Origin of the sequence: Paraburkholderia bengalensis, assembly GCF_037126505.1 — a bacterium.
In the GTDB taxonomy this organism is placed as follows: domain Bacteria; phylum Pseudomonadota; class Gammaproteobacteria; order Burkholderiales; family Burkholderiaceae; genus Paraburkholderia; species Paraburkholderia bengalensis.
The window spans coordinates 171,714-189,442 of sequence record NZ_JACFYJ010000002.1 but is presented as its reverse complement, the minus strand read 5'-3'; the positions used below and the strand labels follow the sequence as shown (position 1 = coordinate 189,442).

General features: G+C 60.9%; 16 protein-coding genes, 1 tRNA gene and 2 pseudogenes. 9 read left to right on the top strand and 10 right to left on the bottom strand.

Annotated elements, in window-relative coordinates; genetic code table 11:
• Positions 1–98: 98 nt before the first annotated feature.
• Positions 99–473: a hypothetical protein gene (locus H3V53_RS02425; RefSeq protein WP_336596548.1), complete on the bottom strand. Its 375-nt coding sequence runs from the start codon at positions 471–473 to the stop codon at positions 99–101.
• 226 nt (positions 474–699) lie between these two features.
• Here H3V53_RS02425 and H3V53_RS02420 point away from each other — a divergent pair, with 226 nt between their 5' ends.
• Together H3V53_RS02420 and H3V53_RS02415 are read left to right on the top strand one after the other, a co-directional pair.
• Positions 700–1,722 carry a LysR family transcriptional regulator gene (locus H3V53_RS02420; protein WP_419539399.1) on the top strand — a complete coding sequence of 341 codons (1,023 nt, stop codon included), beginning with the start codon at positions 700–702 and terminating at the stop codon, positions 1,720–1,722.
• Positions 1,719–2,576: a DMT family transporter gene (locus H3V53_RS02415; RefSeq protein ID WP_336596546.1), complete on the top strand. Its 858-nt coding sequence runs from the start codon at positions 1,719–1,721 to the stop codon at positions 2,574–2,576. The genes H3V53_RS02420 and H3V53_RS02415 overlap by 4 nt, the downstream gene beginning before the upstream one ends.
• Before the next feature lie 40 nt (positions 2,577–2,616).
• Here H3V53_RS02415 and H3V53_RS02410 read toward each other — a convergent pair whose 3' ends face one another.
• Complete coding sequence (locus tag H3V53_RS02410) at positions 2,617–3,231, bottom strand: TetR/AcrR family transcriptional regulator (protein WP_336596545.1); 615 nt, start codon at positions 3,229–3,231, stop codon at positions 2,617–2,619.
• A gap of 402 nt (positions 3,232–3,633) precedes the next feature.
• On the opposite strand from H3V53_RS02410, the gene pdxR reads away from it, so the two are divergent.
• Entirely contained in the window at positions 3,634–5,151 is a 1,518-nt protein-coding gene (pdxR, locus tag H3V53_RS02405) for a MocR-like pyridoxine biosynthesis transcription factor PdxR (RefSeq protein ID WP_336596544.1), read from the top strand.
• A 94-nt stretch (positions 5,152–5,245) separates the two neighbouring features.
• Here the strand turns inward: pdxR and H3V53_RS02400 are convergent, their stop codons facing one another.
• Positions 5,246–5,989, bottom strand: a complete 744-nt coding sequence (locus H3V53_RS02400; RefSeq protein WP_336596543.1) for an SDR family NAD(P)-dependent oxidoreductase — start codon at positions 5,987–5,989, stop codon at positions 5,246–5,248.
• A 190-nt stretch (positions 5,990–6,179) separates the two neighbouring features.
• Positions 6,180–7,076 (bottom strand): LysR family transcriptional regulator, encoded by an 897-nt coding sequence (locus tag H3V53_RS02395; RefSeq protein ID WP_336596542.1) that lies wholly within the window; start codon positions 7,074–7,076, stop codon positions 6,180–6,182.
• 109 nt (positions 7,077–7,185) lie between these two features.
• On the opposite strand from H3V53_RS02395, the gene H3V53_RS02390 reads away from it, so the two are divergent.
• A complete protein-coding gene (locus tag H3V53_RS02390; RefSeq protein ID WP_336596541.1) occupies positions 7,186–7,935 on the top strand; it encodes an SDR family NAD(P)-dependent oxidoreductase in 750 nt (249 codons plus the stop codon).
• 21 nt (positions 7,936–7,956) lie between these two features.
• Here H3V53_RS02390 and H3V53_RS02385 read toward each other — a convergent pair whose 3' ends face one another.
• The 3 genes from H3V53_RS02385 to H3V53_RS02375 form a co-directional block, all read right to left on the bottom strand.
• Complete coding sequence (locus H3V53_RS02385) at positions 7,957–8,526, bottom strand: YbhB/YbcL family Raf kinase inhibitor-like protein (protein WP_336596540.1); 570 nt, start codon at positions 8,524–8,526, stop codon at positions 7,957–7,959.
• A gap of 120 nt (positions 8,527–8,646) precedes the next feature.
• Positions 8,647–9,855, bottom strand: a complete 1,209-nt coding sequence (locus tag H3V53_RS02380; RefSeq protein ID WP_336596539.1) for an NAD(P)/FAD-dependent oxidoreductase — start codon at positions 9,853–9,855, stop codon at positions 8,647–8,649.
• 267 nt (positions 9,856–10,122) lie between these two features.
• Entirely contained in the window at positions 10,123–10,887 is a 765-nt protein-coding gene (locus tag H3V53_RS02375) for a DUF4148 domain-containing protein (protein ID WP_336596538.1), read from the bottom strand.
• 385 nt (positions 10,888–11,272) lie between these two features.
• On the opposite strand from H3V53_RS02375, the gene H3V53_RS02370 reads away from it, so the two are divergent.
• The 3 genes from H3V53_RS02370 (at position 11,273) to H3V53_RS02360 (ending at position 14,234) form a co-directional block, all read left to right on the top strand.
• Positions 11,273–13,660 (top strand): glucose/quinate/shikimate family membrane-bound PQQ-dependent dehydrogenase, encoded by a 2,388-nt coding sequence (locus tag H3V53_RS02370; RefSeq protein ID WP_336596603.1) that lies wholly within the window; start codon positions 11,273–11,275, stop codon positions 13,658–13,660.
• Between the two features lie 132 nt (positions 13,661–13,792).
• Positions 13,793–14,062: a DUF2934 domain-containing protein gene (locus H3V53_RS02365; RefSeq protein ID WP_336596537.1), complete on the top strand. Its 270-nt coding sequence runs from the start codon at positions 13,793–13,795 to the stop codon at positions 14,060–14,062.
• A 91-nt stretch (positions 14,063–14,153) separates the two neighbouring features.
• Positions 14,154–14,234 (top strand) — tRNA-OTHER (locus H3V53_RS02360).
• Between the two features lie 52 nt (positions 14,235–14,286).
• Here H3V53_RS02360 and H3V53_RS43535 read toward each other — a convergent pair.
• A pseudogene (locus tag H3V53_RS43535) lies at positions 14,287–14,430 on the bottom strand (DUF637 domain-containing protein); the annotation flags it as partial.
• 320 nt (positions 14,431–14,750) lie between these two features.
• Entirely contained in the window at positions 14,751–15,053 is a 303-nt protein-coding gene (locus tag H3V53_RS02355) for a hypothetical protein (RefSeq protein ID WP_336596536.1), read from the bottom strand.
• Between the two features lie 86 nt (positions 15,054–15,139).
• On the opposite strand from H3V53_RS02355, the pseudogene H3V53_RS43530 reads away from it, so the two are divergent.
• Positions 15,140–15,400 (top strand): annotated as a pseudogene (locus tag H3V53_RS43530) (Tn3 family transposase); the annotation flags it as partial.
• A gap of 63 nt (positions 15,401–15,463) precedes the next feature.
• On the top strand, positions 15,464–16,270 hold the full coding sequence (locus tag H3V53_RS02350; RefSeq protein WP_419539402.1) for a YkgB family protein: 807 nt from the start codon (positions 15,464–15,466) through the stop codon (positions 16,268–16,270).
• 336 nt (positions 16,271–16,606) lie between these two features.
• Here the strand turns inward: H3V53_RS02350 and H3V53_RS02345 are convergent, their stop codons facing one another.
• Positions 16,607–17,524 carry a LysR family transcriptional regulator gene (locus H3V53_RS02345; RefSeq protein ID WP_336596534.1) on the bottom strand — a complete coding sequence of 306 codons (918 nt, stop codon included), beginning with the start codon at positions 17,522–17,524 and terminating at the stop codon, positions 16,607–16,609.
• Positions 17,525–17,729: the final 205 nt, after the last annotated feature.

Genomic DNA, 17,729 nt, shown 5'->3' with positions numbered 1-17,729 from the left:
TTGCCGATTCTATACGACGCCTTACAAAAACCGAACCTCTTAAAAGGTTGAAATACCAAAACTGAAACTCGAGTATCCGGTCAGTTTTCGCCTTTACGTTAGACGATTTTCAACGCCGGTCGGCGCACGTCGGGGAATGTGTCTGTCTGCCGGTTGAGCAGAATGAAGAGCCTGGCGATCTTTCCGCCCAATAGCGAAAAATGCAGATTCAGAACGAGTGGATTGGGCAAGCCGCTCGTATCGAATGTGCCCGTGATTACTGCAACGACTGTCGTGACGCGATAGTGATCGAAGCTGCGCAGCACTTCTATTCTCAAACTATCGGCGATGACTTCTCTTGCAATCCAGCCTTCGATCGCGGGACGTCCCCAAAAATCACGTAGCTGATCGTTGACGAGCGCGTCCTTCCTGAAATGCGCTCCCATTGCATTGGCGTCGGCACGATTGAATGCCGACAGAAACGATGCAATCACATCTTTATCTCCTTGCGCGCTCTTTCTGATTGGCTTTTTCCGACCACGCATCCCGGCTCCTCCAGGGAACAAGAGCGCAAATGGTCGCCGATTCTACTGCTTTCGTCTGCTATATCCTGTTAGCGGTTGTTAGCCATTGCGATATGTCCATTGTATTTTGCCGCTAGCGCTGCGGTTTGCTCTATAAACCAGCATCGACATGATTTGCGAGGAATACAGTGTTCTCATGGGAACGACAATGCGCAATACCCAATGTCCACTGGCGGAAGAAGCCGTCGATACGCTACCTGCCGGCTTCAGTACGAGCTATGCCGCGGTCATGACCTTCATCGCCGTCGCGACGGAAGAGAGTTTCGCGAAAGCGGGCGATCGTCTTGGAATCGGCAGATCTTCTGTCAGCAGGAACATTCAGAAGCTGGAGCAGCAGCTCGGCACCAAGCTCTTTTCGCGTACGACCCGAAGCGTCAGCCTGACTGCCGAAGGTGAGATCTTTTACGAGTCGTGCAAGCCGGGCATCGACCGGATTCTGAATGCAATTGAACAGATGCGCGATCTGCGCGCCGGTCCGCCGCGAGGACTGCTGCGTATCAGCTCGACGGTCGGTTTCGGCAGAAAGGTGGTCGCGCCGCTGCTTGGGGAGTTTCGTTCGTTGTACCCGGAAGTGTCGATCGATCTCGCGCTGTCCGACAAGCATGCCAACTTCACGCACGACGGCATCGACATCGCGTTTCGCAATGGGCGCGTCGACGATGGCCAGATCATTGCGCGGCGGATCATCCCGATGCACATGATTCTTTGCGCATCCGCAGACTATGCGCGCAAGCACGGCTTGCCGCTGACCGTCAGCGATCTTGCCGGGCATCGTGCTGTGAATTTCCGCTTTTCGTCGGGAAGAATTTTCGAGTGGGAATTCAAGGTGAACGGCGAAATGATCAAGCATGCTCCAGTAGCACCGCTGACCTTCAACGATGCGGATCTCGTACTCGACGCGGTACGGAATGGACAAGGTATTGCGCAAATGGCGGGCTATCAGGTGTGCGATCACATCGCAACGGGCGCGCTCGTGCCATGCCTGCAGCAATATGCGCCCGACGATCGAAGCCATTTTCTCTGCTACTTGAGCAAACAGCACATGCCATCCCGAATGCGCCTGTTCATCGACTTCATGCTCGACCAGATACGACGGCTCGATCTTCAATGCGCAGTCGAAGCCCTTCCATCGGCGAGCACATACGAGGGTGCGCGATGAGATCCTGCTTCCCTGCGCTGACAGCAATCGTCCTCTGGTCGTCTTTCGCGACGCTGAGCATGCCGCTGAGGCATCTTCCTCCGCTACTCGTCACGGGCCTTGCGCTGATCGTCGGAAGCCTCGTCACCATTGGCCATGTCAAGGCGTGGAAGGTCAAGCTTCGCACGTTCGTGTTCGGATCGGGTTGCCTGTTCCTATATCACTTCTTCCTGCTGAAGTCGTTCACCTACGGCTCAGTCGCCATTGCCAATCTGATCAACTACACATGGCCTTTCATTCTCGTGGTCCTGTCGAACCTGTGCGGAGCGCGAAGATCCGGTTGCCTGGCGGAATTGAGTTGTTGCGCCGTCGGATTTCTCGGCTGCGCCGTGCTCGTGCTGCATCCCATTGCAAACGGCAATCACGAATTGCGCGACCTCGCCGGTTACGGATTCGCTGCTGCCGCCGCCCTGGTTTGGGCCACTTACACGCTTCTCACGCCCAGATTCGAGCCTCAAAGCTCATGGGCCGTCGGTGGATTCTGCGCAGCAAGCGGAGCGACGGCACTGGTCGTGCATACGGTTGCAGGACCAGCCGTCGCGGTGAACCTTCGCGAACTCGTGTGGATCGCGGCAATCGGAGCAGGGCCGCTCGGCATGGCGTTCGTCGCATGGAATCGCGCGTCCCGGATGGTTGATGCCGGCACGCTCGGGGCGATCTCGTATCTGTGTCCGCCGCTGTCGCTTCTGATGCTGCGCTTCGCCGATCCCGCCTCCGGCATAGACTGGCTTATCGTGACCATCTCCATTGCGATGAGTGCTTGGGGAATATTCATGTCGCAACGATGGCGTTTGACGTCGTTGAGTACTTCGTGACCGTGAGCTTCGCTATTTCCGGGCGCATCCATCGCATGCTTCAAGTTTCCAGTTCCATCGTACTGGCAGCATCCCACCTTTCGCCTGGCGACAACCGCTCGACCACGTTGATCGTCAGTTCGCGCACGATGTTCACAAACTGCTGCTGCGACGCGTACACCGAATCCTCGTGCGTAGGCCGTTCGAATAACGTGCGTGTCGCGCCGACGAGCACGGACGCCAATTGCCGGCTGAGCATGTCGCGCTGCGGGCCGCTCCACGATGCGTCGCAGCGCAGCGTTTCGAGCATGCGATGCGTGGCCGACTGCAGGTGCGCAAACGTGTCGCGCAGCAGGTGCTCGGTATCGAGCCTTGCCCATACGGCACGAATGGCGTGTACTTCACGCGGCCTTTCGGCGTTCGCCGTCACAAAAGCCTGGGCGAGTCCCGCGACCATGTCATCGGGGTTGCATGCCCGCAGATCCTCGCAGGCATTTCGTACGTATGCGACGATCCGATCGAGCTGGCGAGACACCGTTGCATCGACCAACGCCTGCTTGTTTTCGAAGTACTGGTAGATGGTACCGACGGCAAAACCGGATCGCTTTGCGACGCGCGTTGTCGTCAGGCCATCGAAACCGTGCGCGTCGAGTATCTGGATGACTGCCTCGAGCACAGTCTCGACAGTTCTTGCTGCACGCAGTTGTCGCGGCGATTTACGAGGCGGCGGACGTTGGACGTTCATCTTCGCAAAGGTAGTGGGAGCAGATTATCTGCACGCCGTTTCGGGCCGGAACGGGTGCATTGGACACGTAGATACTGCGGCTAAAGCGCTCAAATGTAATGTGCCGGTTCCGCATTCTCGAACTGGGCCACTTGCCTCTGCCCACATTTCCCTACTGTTCCAATACCCGTATTTCACAACATGTCCGTGTCACAAAGCCGGGGTCCCAAACGTCTTGGCTATAAGGGCTGCAAATGCAGTGGAAAGAGCGCAGCATCCCGTTCGGATATGGCCGCGAAGCAGGCGACAAACATTCCTGTTGTGATGAGTGATCGAGATGAAATCCCCACGCGAATGGGCAGGCACAGGCGCTCCACCATCGTATGGGCGCTTGCGCTGGGCGCACCGGACGCAAACGAAGGTTTACAGCGCTGGCTCTATAACGGATTGCGTCTGGCCATCGTCACAGCGCGACTGCCAGCAGGCAGCGTGCTGCCGGGCACGCGCACGCTCGCGAAGCAATACGGCATTGCGCGAGGCACCGTCGCGGCGGCCTATGAGCGGTTGCATTCGGAAGGATATCTGGTTACCCGCACGGGAAGCGGCACGCGCGTAAGCACGACGCTGCCCGATTCAAAGCCCCAGATCCCACCCGCCCAAACGCCGCAAGCGACGCATGAGCGCGACATTTCGCGGGAATGTCGCGCGCCGTGGATACACCGGCTCAGCCAATGTGACCCGCCCTTTCCTCTCGCAACCGCAAACGCACTGCCGCAGCCATTTCTTCCGCATCGCGGCGACATTCGCCTGTTTCCCGTCGATCTGTGGCGTCAACTTCACGTGCGGCAGTTGGGGCCTTCCCGCTTGCTCACGCTCAACGACACGAGCCCGGGCGGATTACCCGCCTTGCGCTGCGCGATTGCAGGACATCTGGCCATTGCACGGGGCGTGCACGTGTCGCCGGAACAGATCGTTGTCGTCGGCAGCGTGCAACAGGCGCTCGATCTTTGCATGCGCTTGCTGACAGCGCCGGGCGACGCCGTGTGGATGGAAGATCCCGGCTATATGGGCGCGCGGCAGATCATGCACGCGAGCGGCGCGCATGTCGTCGATGTGCCCGTCGATTGCGAAGGCTTGCGTGTGGAAGACGGCGTCCGGGAAGCACCTGCGGCGGCACTCGCCTACGTAAGCGCATCGCGCCATGCACCGCTCGGTGTGCCGCTATCCGCGCGCCGGCGGGCTGCACTGCTGGAGTGGGCGACGCAAAGCGGTGCGATCGTGTTCGAAGACGACTACGACAGCGAGTATTGCTCCCGTTCGGGCCCGCTGCCGGCGCTGCGCAGTCTTCCCGGCGCCGACTCGCGCGTCGTGCTGGCGGGCGCCTTCAACAAGGTGATGTTCCCGTCACTGCGGCTCGCGTATGCGGTGCTGCCGCCGCAGCTTGTCGAGCCGTTCGTCCGCGCGGCGTCACTCACGGCCAGAAGCGCAAATGGATTGACGCAAGCTGTGCTCGCGGAGTTTCTCGGCGATGGACATTTCGACCAGCATGTGCGCCGGATCAGAAAGATCTACGCCGCTCGCGCAAGCGCGTTCGAACACGCGGCGCAGAAGTACTGGCAGGATCTCATCGACGTTGCGTCTGTGTCTGGACTCGATGTCGTAGGGCGACTGCGGTCGTTCGATGAGCACACGGCCGTTCAAAAGCTGAAAGCGGCAGGTATCGATGCCGCGCCGTTGGGCCGGTACACGCACCGTCATACGCAGCGCCCGGCGCTCGTGATGGGCTTCGCGCCATTCAGCGAAGAGGAAATCGATCGCGCCGCGCAACGGTTCGCAGCCGCCTTGCACGAAACGGTAACGACGGTGGAATGAAGACGGCGTGTCCGCGCCGGCGTGCCGCTTGTGACTCGCGGCTTCAATCGCGTCGGTCTGATATCGCGCGATTGAAGGCTCCGCATGGACACGCTTATTGCAGCGTGTACCCGTTATCGACAATCAGATCCTGACCGTACAAGCCGCGCGACGCAGGCGAAAGCAGGAACATGATCGTATCGGCGATTGCGTCCGGTTCGAGGAACTGACCTGTCAGCAGCCTCTGGTTCACGCGCTCCGCCACCTTCGCGAGTTCGTCTTGCGGCAAGCCAAGCGTGGACCATATTGCAGTCGCAGTCGGCCCCGGCGACACAAGATTGATCCTGATGCCTCGCGCCGCGAGTTCGACTGCGAGTGTTCTGGCTTGTGCCTTCAGCGCAGTCTTCGTGGCGATATAAGCGGCGAGCCCGGGAAAGCTCACTGACGACAGAAAGGTGCCAATGAAAACGACGGACGCTGGTTTCGCCAACCCCGCCTGCAACGCTCGCAGCGTGTTCAATGCGCCCGCGCCGTTCACAGCCCATTGACGTTCAAACGCCGACGCATCCAGGCCATCGGCCAGTTGCGCAATTCCGGCATTGGGCACGAGGCAATGAACCGGGCCGATCGCTCGTGCGCGTTCGGCAAGCGCGAGAAGATCGGCGCTTTTCGCCACATCTCCTGCAATCCATTCGAGCTTTTCTCCGTATTGCGAAGTAAGCGTACTCAAGCCGCCGATGGTTCTGCTCATCGCCAGGACGCGCGCTCCGTGCTCCAGTAAACGTTGGACCGTCGCGAGTCCTATTCCGGAGCTCGCTGCCGTTACGACAGCAAGGCGATTATCGAAGACCTTAAACATGGTTCTTTCCTTTTCGTTTGTTCCGTTCTTTTGTCGGGCGACAGATCGTGAATCGCCCTGACGCGTTGCACGAATCAAGAATCGGGCCAGGCGAATAGCCCTTGTTTATAGGGCGATTTCAATTGCACGCTGTCGAATCGACCCGAAGCAAATTGACTCCGTAGGTGGTCTTATCGACAAGGCGCGCCAATCACGCAGTTCGCTGTAGCGATTGCGCTAGTTCTGCCGCAACGAAGTCGATAAAGATTCTTGCCCGCGACGGCATGCTTCTGCCAAATGCGTGAAGCGCCTGCACGGGAATGGTGGCAAGCGCGATGTCGGGTAACAGCACGCTCAAGCGGTTCGCAGCGAGATCGGGTTGCACTGTCGTGCGCAGAAGCTGCGCGATTCCCAGTCCGTTGACAGCGGCCACTCTCATCGCGTCGCCGCTGTCGGCGTCGAACACGCCTTCAACTGTCATGCTGCTTCCATCGCCAAAGATGACGGGCATTGCGCGTCCGTTGAGCCAGTAACGCACATGCCGATGTGCGACCAGGTCGTGCCTGCTTTCGGGCGTGCCGTGCCGTCGCAGATAGTCCGGGGATGCAACGAGCAATAGCGGAAGGTCCGCTATCGGCTGAGCGTACAGCCTGCTATCGACCGTCTGTCCGACCCGGATGGCGATATCGAATCCTTCGCGGATGAGATCGACATGACGGTCGCTGATGCTCACTTCGAGCGCGAGTGCCGGATTGTCAGGCATCAGTTTTTGCGTGAGCGGTTCCAGCAAGGCGCGCCCCAGCTCGCCGGGCAGACTCACACGCAATCTGCCGACGGCTGTTGCGGGCGCTGCGAGTACGTCGTCGGCTTCTTCGAGTGCGCGCATATGCGGCGCAATGCGCTCGTAATAGACCTGGCCTTCGTGGGTCAGCACGAAGGCGCGGGTCGAGCGCTGAAACAGCCGAACGCCAAGCCGCTTCTCCAGCCGCGCCACGCTCTTCGATATCGCCGACGGCGTCGTTCCAAGCGAGCGCGCAGCGGCCGTAAACGAACCCGCCTCGACCGCCCTCACGAATGCAGGCAGACCACTCAATCTCTCAGCAGACATGGATGACACTTTGGAAAAATTGATTGTGCCGTTGCAGGACTACAGCGCGCTGACCTCCGACGTTACCTTGACGCCGTACGCATACACGCGTTGAACAACGGAGAATCAAATGGATCGGCTTAAGAACAAGGTGGCTGTCATCACAGGCGGCAATAGTGGAATTGGCTTTGCAACCGCAAAGCTCTTTATCGCGGAAGGCGCGAGCGTCGTGATCGTCGGGCGCCGCGCCGATGCCGTCGATGCGGCAACGGCTCAACTCGGCGAACGCGCGACGGGGTTGACCGGTGATCTCGCGGATGCGCAAACGCATGCGCGCGTAGCCGATCTGGTTGCCCAACGCTTCGGCAAGGCCGACATCTACGTCGCCAATGCAGGCATCAACACGATCACGCCGTCAGACGAGGTCAGCATCGAATCGTACGATGCGCATTTCGCTGCGAACACCAAAGCCGTGTTCTTCGGCGTTCAGACAATCATGCCGTTCATTCGCGACAACGGCGCCATTCTGCTGACCAGTTCGATTGCAAGCGCGAAAGTTCTCGACGGACACGCTGTTTATGCGGGCTCCAAAGCGGCAATTGAAGCGTTTGCCCGAAGCTGGACACTTGAATTCAAAGCGCGCGGCATTCGCGTCAACGTACTGAGTCCCGGCCCGGTCGATACGCCGATTCTTTCCAAGCTCGGCATCGACGCGACGTCCCGCCCCGCGTTCGAGGCAGCCGTCGCCGGGCGCATTCCGCTCGGGCGCCTTGGACGCCCGGAAGAACTGGCGCGCGCCGCGCTGTTTCTCGTCAGCGACGAAAGCAGCTTCGTCACGGGCGTCAATCTGCGCGTCGATGGCGGCATATCGCTGACGTGAGCCGCGATGCAAGGGCGAGGTTCACTCCGGCGCCCGGCGATACTTCGCGACGTATCGGGCCTGCGCAATGACGTTGCCATGCATCTGATAAGCGACGAGCGCGGGGCTCGATGCCGCGCGCACATCGATATGCGGCACGTTCAGCGCAGACGCCGTGACGACATAGCGATGCGACGTTCCCTGCGGCGGACAAGGACCGCCGTAACGCGACTCGCCGAAGTCCGTCAGCGTTTCGACGGCGCCCGTCGGCAAGCGCTTTGGATTGCCCGATGCACCCTTGTCGATCGACGTAGCCGTCGCCGGAATGTTGACCACTTCCCAATGTGTCCAGCCGAGCCCGCCCGTCGGCGCATCGGGATCATAGATCGTCACGACGATGCTCTGCGCGCCCGCCGGTACGTTCGACCACGAAATATGCGGCGATACGTTGTCGCCGTGGCAGCCGAATCCGCCGTACACCTGCTCGTTCGCGAACTGACCGCGACTCAGGTCGTCCACTTTCACGGTGAAGGGTTCGGCGAGCGCTATCGCCGGCATGATCGAGAGAAGCACTGCAGAACAGATCGTCGTTCGAAGAACGGTCAGCCGCATCGCGCGCTCCGTTGCAAGAAAAACGTGTGACGTGTGCGGCGGCGATGCGTGAGAACCGCATCACGGCCGCACCCGGAGATCCGCCCGGTTCGCCTTTACAGCGCGAGCGGCTACATCCGTCTAGCCGAACGTCGCGAGGGGATCGCCGGCGGCCAGTGCCTCTACGCGATCGGCTGCCGGCGGATAGATCCACTTCGTGTTGATCATCCGCTTGCGCTCTTTGCCTTCGGCACGCGTCAGCTTGACCTGACGGTCCCAGCCTTCCGAATAAATGGCGCCCCATTCGCCGAGATCGACGCACGTCGCGTAGAACGGCTGGCGGTACTGGAGCGTCGGCAGACCGAGCAGATCGGCGGCGACGTTGTAGCCGCCGAACTTGCCCATCACCATGGCGTGCTGGCAGGACATCAGCGCGTAGTGTCCGTCGTCGTCGGTCAGGACTCGCGCGACGTCGCCCGCCACGAACACGTCGCGTGCTTCCGGCACACGCAGGTCTTCGGCGGCTTCGACGCGCCCAAGCGGATCGAGGCGCGACGATACCTGCGCGGCCAACGTGCTCGCGCGCATGCCGCCAGCCCAGATCACCGTCTTCGCTTCGATGCGCGCGCCCGACGCCGTCCGCACGCCGTCTGCATCGATCGCCACCACGCCCGAGCCGAGCACGGCCTCGACGCCAAGCGACTCGAACGCCTCGGCAATGAAAGGACGCGGATTGGCCCCGAGATCGGGACCGATTTCATCCTGCGAGCCGATCACGACGACACGCGTTTGCGCGTCGGCGCCGAACACATCGCGCAGGCGCTTCGGCAATTCGGTTGCGACCTCGATACCCGTGAAGCCACAGCCGACAATCGCGACGGTGTTGCGCGCAGGCGTTGCGGGCTGCTTCATCAGGCTGGCGAAGTGCTGATCGAGCAAGACGGCATCTTCGATACGATCGACCGAGAACGCATGCTCCGCAAGACCGGGAACGGGCGGGCGGCTCAGCTTGCTGCCGCTCGTCAGCAGCAAGCGGTCGTAGGCGAGCGAACGCGTTTGCCCGTCGGCCGACACGACATTGACTGTCTTGTCCCGAACGGAAATCTCATCGACGCTGCCTTCGACATACTTCACACCCACGGCCTCGAGCAGCGGCAACAGCGGCGCGGCCATCTTCTGCGGCTCGCTTTCATACATGCGCGGCCGGATCTGCAATTCCGGCTGCGGCGAGATCAACGTAATTTCGACGTCGCTGCTGCGCACGCCGGCGCTGTCGAGCACGCGCGCTGCGCCCAGCGCGCCCCACACGCCGGCGAAACCGGCACCCACGATCAGGATCTTCTGCGACATGAATTTGCCTTCAGTTAGAGAGTTACGAAGTCGATGGCGGGCACCCTGGTCGACACCATCGGGACCGTGCATCGTCAGGCGGCGTGCGTCGATGAACGCCGGCGTGCCGCACCATTTCTGGCAGGTGTGACGGATTGTAGGTTTGGACGCGCGGCGCCAGAAGACACGCAGACAGCCGCATCGTGTTGTCTCGACAGCAACAATCGATATCGCCGGAAAGGGGAACTGAGGAGGTGGTGTGCGACCAAGGCGGCCGCCATCGCCGCGCTATGGATGGCGGTTGCTGTAGTTTGGTATCGACCCATTGGCGCGAGCGCGCCTGAGTTCCGCCACGACTTCGGCGCGCGACTTCGGACGCTGCGCCGATGCATGAACCGTGTGATCGCGCTGTGCGGCAGAGGACGCCTGATGCGATCTGGCGTGGGTCTTTCCGCTCGACGCCACCTTCGCATGCCGCGCGGTCCGCTCATGCTTGCGGTCCGGTTCATGTGCGACAGGCAACGCATTCTGTTGCGCCGGGCGAGCCTGCACGGCGTTCACGCTGGCAGGCGCGGCGGCCTGCGGGCTGTCACTTGCCGTCACGAGCGCATCCGCAGCAGCGCGAGCCTGTTTCGCCTCGCGCGCGCGCAATTCCTGCTGCAGCGCCAGCGCCTGGGGCAGATCGCTGTGGACGGCGAGCACGGCTTCGAGCAGCACCTTCGCGGCCGTCAGATCGTTGCGTTGCAGACTGTCGTGGACCGACTGCAGCACGTACGCGATATCCGCGTCGGAGGTGTCGTCGTGCGCGATGGCGGGCGGCGCAGTGCCCGCAGGGTTGGCAAGCTGGGTGACGCGTGGAGTGACAAGCGGGGCGACAAGCGGGGCGACAAGCGGCGCTTGGGGCGGATTGTCGGCGGTGGGAATATCGTCGCGCTGAAATAGCGCGGGCCTGGAGGAGTCTGCCGACTCCATATGCAATGCCACCGCGGCAAGGGCGAGTCCGCCCATCACGACGCAGCCCGCAATAGCCTTCCTGTCGAAGCGACCGTTCATCGTTTCACTCCAGCGCGAAGCCGTTTCGAGCAAGACGGATGCCCACCCCGCCGCACGGCCCTATCGCAACATGATAAACACGGTCAGCGCGACGCGTCACTAGCGCGTGAAGCGCGGGAAGCAAGCGATGCGAACGACGCGCCATGCATGCCGCTTCAAGAAAGACCGATGTAAGCATTGCGCACGCGTTGCGAACGCGTTCCAGCGGACGGCACGAAGAATGCTGGCAAGGATTGGTTTGTCCTATCTCCATTGCATGCGCGAAGCGCCCGCCCGGTCGCCGACTACACTGAGTAACGGAAACTAACGCAATCGCATGCGCGCCTAATCTTTCACGGAGGATTGCAGCATGAACCACGAGACCCAGGTAGAGGCATCGCGCGACATGAAGCGCGCATCGCCGTCGAACCTCGCACGATGGCTCAGCATTCTGTTTGCCGTGCTGTCCGGCATGTATCTGCTGGTGGGGGGCGGCTGGCTCGTCGCGGTCGGCGGCTCGCCCTATTACGTGATGGCGGGCATCGCGCTGCTCGCGATCGCGTGGCTCATCGCTCGCGGCAACGGGCTCGCGTTGTCGCTGTATGCGCTGCTGCTGATCGGCACGCTGATATGGGCCGTCGTGGAAGCGGGCTTCGACTTCTGGGCGCTCGCGCCGCGCACCGACATCCTTGTGCTGTTCGGCATCTGGCTGCTGCTGCCCTTCGTCTACCGTCTCTTCGATGCATCGGCGCGGCGCGGCGCTGTCGCACTCGTCGTCTGCCTCGTGCTCACGGGCATCACGCTCGCGTATGCCGCGTTCAACGATCCTCAGGAGCTCAACGGCACGGTTGCAGCGACGGCTCCCACGCCGTCCGCGCAGGCGGACTCGCAGCCCGGCGACTGGACCGCGTACGGCCGCACGCAGGCGGGCACCCGTTACTCGCCGCTCACGCAGATCAATCAGCAAAACGTCAAAGACCTGCAGGTCGCGTGGACCTTCGAAACAGGCGACAAGAAAGGCCCCAATGATCCCATCGAAATCACGGACGAGGTCACGCCGATCAAGGTCGGCGACATGCTCTATCTGTGCTCGCCTCATCAGATCCTGTTCGCGCTCGACGCAGCGACAGGCAAGGAGAAATGGCGCTTCGATCCGCGCCTGAAGGCAGATCCGAGCTTTCAGCACGTGACCTGCCGGGGCGTGTCGTATCACGAGACGCAAGCAGCCGCCGCCGCCAAAGACGCCGCCGCGCGACAGGCATTGCCCGCGTGCGCGCGCCGCGTGATCCTGCCCGTCAACGACGGCCATCTGTTCGAACTCGATGCGGCAACGGGACAACGCTGCGCGGGCTTCGGCAACAATGGCGACCTCGACCTGCAGCATCTGCAGCCGGTGAAGACAGCGGGCCAATACGAGCCGACCTCGCCGCCTGTCGTCACCGACAAGATCATCGTGATCGCCGGCTCGGTGACGGACAACTACTCGACGCACGAACCGTCCGGCGTGATCCGCGGCTTCGACGTCGAAACGGGCAAGCTCGTGTGGGCGTTCGACCCGGGCTCGGATACGCCGAATGCGATTCCCGACGACCAGCACGCGTTCACGCTGAATTCGCCGAACTCGTGGGCGCCTTCGGCCTACGATGCGAAGCTCGACCTCGTCTATCTACCCATGGGCGTGACGACACCCGACATCTGGGGCGGCAACCGCACGCCGCAGGATGAGCGCTATGCGAGCGGGCTGCTGGCGCTGCATGCGTCGACGGGCAAGCTCGCGTGGTTCTATCAGACCGTTCATCACGACCTGTGGGACATGGACCTGCCGGCGCAGCCGACCATCGCCGACATCACCGACCGCAACGGCAATGTGATACCCGCCATCTACGCGCCCGCGAAAACCGGCAACATCTTCGTGCTCGACCGGCGCACGGGCACGCCCATCGTGCCCGCGCCCGAGCAGCCTGTTCCGCAAGGCGCCGCGCAAGGCGATCGCGTGTCGCCGACGCAGCCGTTCTCGCAGCTGACCTTTCGCCCCACGAAGAACCTGACGGGTGCCGACATGTGGGGCGCGACGATGTACGACCAGCTCGCGTGTCGCGTGATCTTTCATCGGCTGCGCTACGAAGGCACGTTCACGCCGCCGTCCGAACAGGGCACGCTGGTGTTTCCCGGCAACCTCGGCATGTTCGAATGGGGCGGCCTGGCCGTCGATACCGACCGGCAACTCGCGATCGCCAATCCGATCGCGCTGCCGTTCGTGTCGCGGCTCATCAGGCGCGGACCGGGCAATCCCGAGCAGCCTGCCGCGAGCGGCCAGGGCGGAACGGGCACGGAAGTCGGCATCCAGCCGCAATACGGCGTGCCGTTCGGCGTCACATTGAATCCGTTCCTGTCGCCCGTCGGCTTGCCGTGCAAACAGCCGGCATGGGGCTATGTCGCCGCAATCGATCTGAAGACGAACCAGGTGGTGTGGAAAAAGCGCATCGGCACGGTGCGCGACAGCGCGCCCGTGCCGCTGCCGTTCAAGATGGGCATGCCGATGCTCGGCGGCCCGATGACGACGGCCGGTCACGTGTTCTTCATCGGCGCGACCGCCGACAATTACTTGCGCGCGTTCAGCACGGATACGGGCGACGAGTTGTGGCATGCGCGTTTGCCCGCGGGCGGACAGGCCACGCCGATGACCTACGAGGCGAACGGCAAACAGTTCGTGGTAATCGCGGCAGGCGGGCACGGCTCGTTCGGGACGAAACTCGGCGACTATGTGATCGCGTACGCGCTGCCGAATAAATAGCGCGCTTGCATGCGCGCGCGCCGCCGCGCATCGCTTGCCGTTGCGAATCGACCGGCCAGGCACCGCGCATGCTCACGCGAATGCGCAAGCGCATCGCCGGGATGCGCGCCGTATCCGATCGAGGAGAGCGACATGGCTGAGCGTGACGAACGAAACATCGACGAGCGCATTCGCGAACGCGCGTACGAGTTGTGGGAACGCGACGACGATCCGAAGAAGCATGCGGACGAGTACTGGGATACCGCGCGCAGACAGATCGAAGCGGAGGGCGTCGACGACGCGTCCGTCACGCCGCCCGTCGAGCAGTCGGACAAACGGCAGCTCGAAAGCGAAGACCCGCAGGAAGGCGACACGCCCAACGTCGAGGCGGTGGCCAAGCCGCGTGCGAAGCGCACACGATAATGCGTCGTGAGCGGTTCGCGGCGTTGTCTGAGATTTTTGGCGCGGACCGCTTCAAAGCGCTCGCCGAGTTGCTACCATTGCGGCCCCTTGCCCGGGTGGCGAAATTGGCAGACGCACTATCTTGAGGGACTAGCGCCGAGAGGCGTGCGGGTTCGAGTCCCGCCCTGAGCCAAGGTGCCTATATCATTTGCCCCAACCGCTGCAACACTGCTTACTGCGTCTGTTTCAAGGTTGGTCAGGAAACTGCCGCCCTTGATGGCCGTCTGCACGCCAGCCGCCAGCGTGGATTGTGTCGCGATACCACGTGCCTGCTGCGACAAGCTGGCTCCGGTGGACCCGGTCGATTGCGAGATGGTCGTTCCGACCACCGAACTCGTCCCGGCCGTCTGCCCAAGCGTCTGGACACTATCGCCGAGTTTGTTCGGGTTCAGTGACAAGTACGCAATACCAATGCACTCGTATGGTGTTGTGCGTCACGCCGTTGGTAATGCCCACCGACAGCATCGCCACGCCCACGGACTCGGCAATGCCGGCGAGACCGAAATCAGTTTAATCATTCTCATCTTTCCTCCCCGCAGGATTGATTCCAACGCGTCGAAGCAATTTCCCCTGTTGTCGTTGATGATGCGTATCGTGGCGTACCGGAAAGCGCTGGACTACACGAGGCACGCCGTATCAAACTTCGGATTTACTTGCTTCCGGCCTTCCTAAGATCTTCAGAAATTTCTCCGAGGCGTCGCAATGCAGCCCACGGGTCATTCGCTAGCTCTTCTGAATTAACATCGAGCATATGCGCGTACCCGTCTGCCACCTTCCCCAACGTTCCTTCGATAACCAGCGCGACGTCCCGTTGGCTCCCGCAATCTGTCAAGATATTCCGCAGTGCAGAATAGAAGGCAGTGTTGTACGGCGAGAGACGTGCCAGTTGCTTCCTCTCCCAGTTCTCGGCCAGCCAACCAAGATTTTTTCTCAACTCCAGGCTCAGTTGCATATTCAGTTCCTTGATTCAACTTTGGGCCGATCGTCACCGGCGGATTAAAACCATATCGAGCCCCCCGGGACGAATACTTGTCATCCGCATTGCAGCGGTTCGGCAGCGCGACGCAGGGCGACCCGTTGTACCGGGCAGCAGACCACCTTGGCAGCTTACTGCGCATGCTTTTCCTGTGCGATTACTTCAGCAACATTGAGTTCAGCCGAGAGATACATACGTTGCTCAACTGCGGCGAATCGGTCGATCAGTTGCAGCGCGCCATCTATACCGGCGAGATCGTGCAGGAGCGCGGACGACGCCGCGACGAAATGATCGCGACATCGGGCTCTTTGAGGCCGCTCACATGTCAATTTCCGCGGAACGTGGCGGCGCGTGGCCGGATCGTGAAGCGGTTCCGTAAAGCCGTGATGACGTGTCTGCGAAGAAGCAGCTACGGCGAAAGGTGCGCGCAAACAGGAAGCGCATGGAGAGGATTTGCAGCCGCACGCATTCACGCGATGATACGTTCGAGCATTTTATCGAGCCAATTAGGCATTACGGGTATCAAATCCGACTCATATACTGGTCTCACTTACGGAAGCGAACTGATGAGAACGAGTTTCGATGTCGCGCGTCCGGGCCCTCGCACTTTAGACCGCCACTGGCGCCAAAGTGCCCCTAGCATGAACATGGAGAAAATCATGAATTACATCATCAATATATTGAGTCGTTCCGTCCTTATGACGCGCGACCTCGATTACCACCTGATCCGCGCCGCGATGGTGATCATTTTCGCGTGGTTCGGTTACGATAAATGGTTCGATGTTGAGATCACAGGACTGCTTCCGTTAATCACCCACGGCCCGCTTATCTTCTGGATGCCTGCGGTGTTGGGCGTTGGAGGCACAAGCATTCTTTTGGGAACGGCAGAATGGACGTTCGGCTCTTTACTGTTCTTGGGCTACTGGAATAAGAAATTGGGCGTCTTGGGCGCCCTCGGTTCCACGTTCAGCTTCATAGCAACGTTCTCGATCTTTCCATTCGCGCCTGGCGCTTGGGAGCACGCCGCTGGAGGCTTTCCTGCCATGACAATAGTTTCGGCTTTCCTTTTGAAGGATCTTGTTCTGCTGGTTGTTTCCGTGTATCTGCTCAAGCAGGACGTTGCCCGAGTGATGGAGGCCCGCGGCTCTGCCGCACAACGGGACGTCGGCCCTTTCCGCAAACTGAAGGTATAACGGCTGCAGGAACGTGTCCCTGGTCCACCTGTCATGGGTTTGGGGATGCGTCTTGCGCGGTTTACAACTACCGCGCTATGCGCGATACGGTTGAACAGTTTGCCGGCCAAGCGGTCGGCTTTTTTTTTTTGCCGTGAGAGAAGCAGCACAGGGCAACTCAGCCGACGAAGCGAGAAGCAACTTGCGCTGCAATCACCGGAGGTAATCTCTCTGACCCATCCTGCACGGTGAGAAACAAGCGTAACGTTGATGTCGTGCCACCCTGGCATTTAGACGGCCGCCCGGTCCGGCAAAGCGGCCGTTCGATTTCGAAGCGACCGGGCAGGCACCCATTACCTAGACGGCATATCGAATGATGCTCTGATCTTGAACGTTCTCGACCAACTCATCAGCACGAGATAAAAGCCGAAGTAGCAACGGGTTTGTATTCGCACTGTTGTATCCCATGGCAAGATCAATCGTCGGCGGCACGCCGTCGAGAGCCCGCGCAACTACATTCGGTGTCAGCATGTTTTGCGCATACAGCGGGATAAGCGTAACGCCACCCGTGGAGGTGACAAGCGACATTGCCGACGGGAGGTTCTCGCCTTCGTACCCCGGCTTGAGCGTGATTCCGACTTTCGATGCGTAATCCTGAATCACGGACTCCAATACAGGCGAAGTCCTGGCTGAACTGACGTAGATTTCGCGGGCAAGATCCTGCGGCCGGATTTTTTTGCGTGACGTCAGGCGATGGTCTGCGGGCAGCACGGCGATCAGAGGCTCCTTTGCCAAGACCTTGAAAGCCAGGCCATCCGTCTGTCGCTCATGGCGAAGAAAGGCAACGTCTAGCTTCCCTCGCATCAGCCCGAGCGCAAGTTCTGGGGAGGACTGACTGCACAACGTGATCTCGGCCTGCGGCGCCTCCTCGCGGAGGATCCGTAACGCGTGGGGTAGCCACACAACTTCCTGCCCGGCAAGGAAACCCATGGACAAAACAGGCTTTTCCGGCTGGTCCGCCCGCCGCGCGCCGTCAGTAGCCGCTTCAACTTGCAACAGCGCCAGGCGCGCGTGATCAAGAAAAACCCTCCCGGCGGCAGTGAGCGCCACGCCACGTGCCTGGCGCTCCAGCAACTTCACACCGACTTCGGATTCCAGGTCGCGAATCTGCCGGCTCAACGACGGCTGCGACGTGTGCAATCTCCGCTGAGCGGCCGTCAATAGGCTGCCTTCCTCCGCAACGGCCACGAAATATCGCAAATGTCGAAGTTCCATTGGATTTCCGATATGCCTTCAAGGCATAGGTAAGTGCCTTACAAAGCCTTTGTCCTCAGGGAAAGGGATGCCTATTCTTTGCAGTAGCTTCCGTCTATGCATCGACGGAGGCACCGCGGCACACCAGTCGCATCCACGAAGGAGAGGGCAATGTCTATAGATTCCAAGCTTAGCATCGCGTTCCGCCACTGCAGTCCATCGCGGC

Excerpts from the sequence above, each read along its gene's own strand:
- pdxR (WP_336596544.1), top strand. The coding sequence starts at position 3,634 with ATGGGCAGGCACAGGCGCTCCACCATCGTATGGGCGCTTGCGCTGGGC.
- H3V53_RS02345 (WP_336596534.1), bottom strand. The coding sequence starts at position 17,524 with ATGGAACTTCGACATTTGCGATATTTCGTGGCCGTTGCGGAGGAAGGC.
- H3V53_RS02395 (WP_336596542.1), bottom strand. The coding sequence starts at position 7,076 with ATGTCTGCTGAGAGATTGAGTGGTCTGCCTGCATTCGTGAGGGCGGTC.
- H3V53_RS02400 (WP_336596543.1), bottom strand. The coding sequence starts at position 5,989 with ATGTTTAAGGTCTTCGATAATCGCCTTGCTGTCGTAACGGCAGCGAGC.
- H3V53_RS02415 (WP_336596546.1), top strand. The coding sequence starts at position 1,719 with ATGAGATCCTGCTTCCCTGCGCTGACAGCAATCGTCCTCTGGTCGTCT.
- H3V53_RS02380 (WP_336596539.1), bottom strand. The coding sequence starts at position 9,855 with ATGTCGCAGAAGATCCTGATCGTGGGTGCCGGTTTCGCCGGCGTGTGG.
- H3V53_RS02365 (WP_336596537.1), top strand. The coding sequence starts at position 13,793 with ATGGCTGAGCGTGACGAACGAAACATCGACGAGCGCATTCGCGAACGC.
- H3V53_RS02355 (WP_336596536.1), bottom strand. The coding sequence starts at position 15,053 with ATGCAACTGAGCCTGGAGTTGAGAAAAAATCTTGGTTGGCTGGCCGAG.
- H3V53_RS02420 (WP_419539399.1), top strand. The coding sequence starts at position 700 with ATGGGAACGACAATGCGCAATACCCAATGTCCACTGGCGGAAGAAGCC.
- H3V53_RS02350 (WP_419539402.1), top strand. The coding sequence starts at position 15,464 with ATGACGTGTCTGCGAAGAAGCAGCTACGGCGAAAGGTGCGCGCAAACA.
- H3V53_RS02370 (WP_336596603.1), top strand. The coding sequence starts at position 11,273 with ATGAAGCGCGCATCGCCGTCGAACCTCGCACGATGGCTCAGCATTCTG.
- H3V53_RS02375 (WP_336596538.1), bottom strand. The coding sequence starts at position 10,887 with ATGAACGGTCGCTTCGACAGGAAGGCTATTGCGGGCTGCGTCGTGATG.
- H3V53_RS02390 (WP_336596541.1), top strand. The coding sequence starts at position 7,186 with ATGGATCGGCTTAAGAACAAGGTGGCTGTCATCACAGGCGGCAATAGT.
- H3V53_RS02385 (WP_336596540.1), bottom strand. The coding sequence starts at position 8,526 with ATGCGGCTGACCGTTCTTCGAACGACGATCTGTTCTGCAGTGCTTCTC.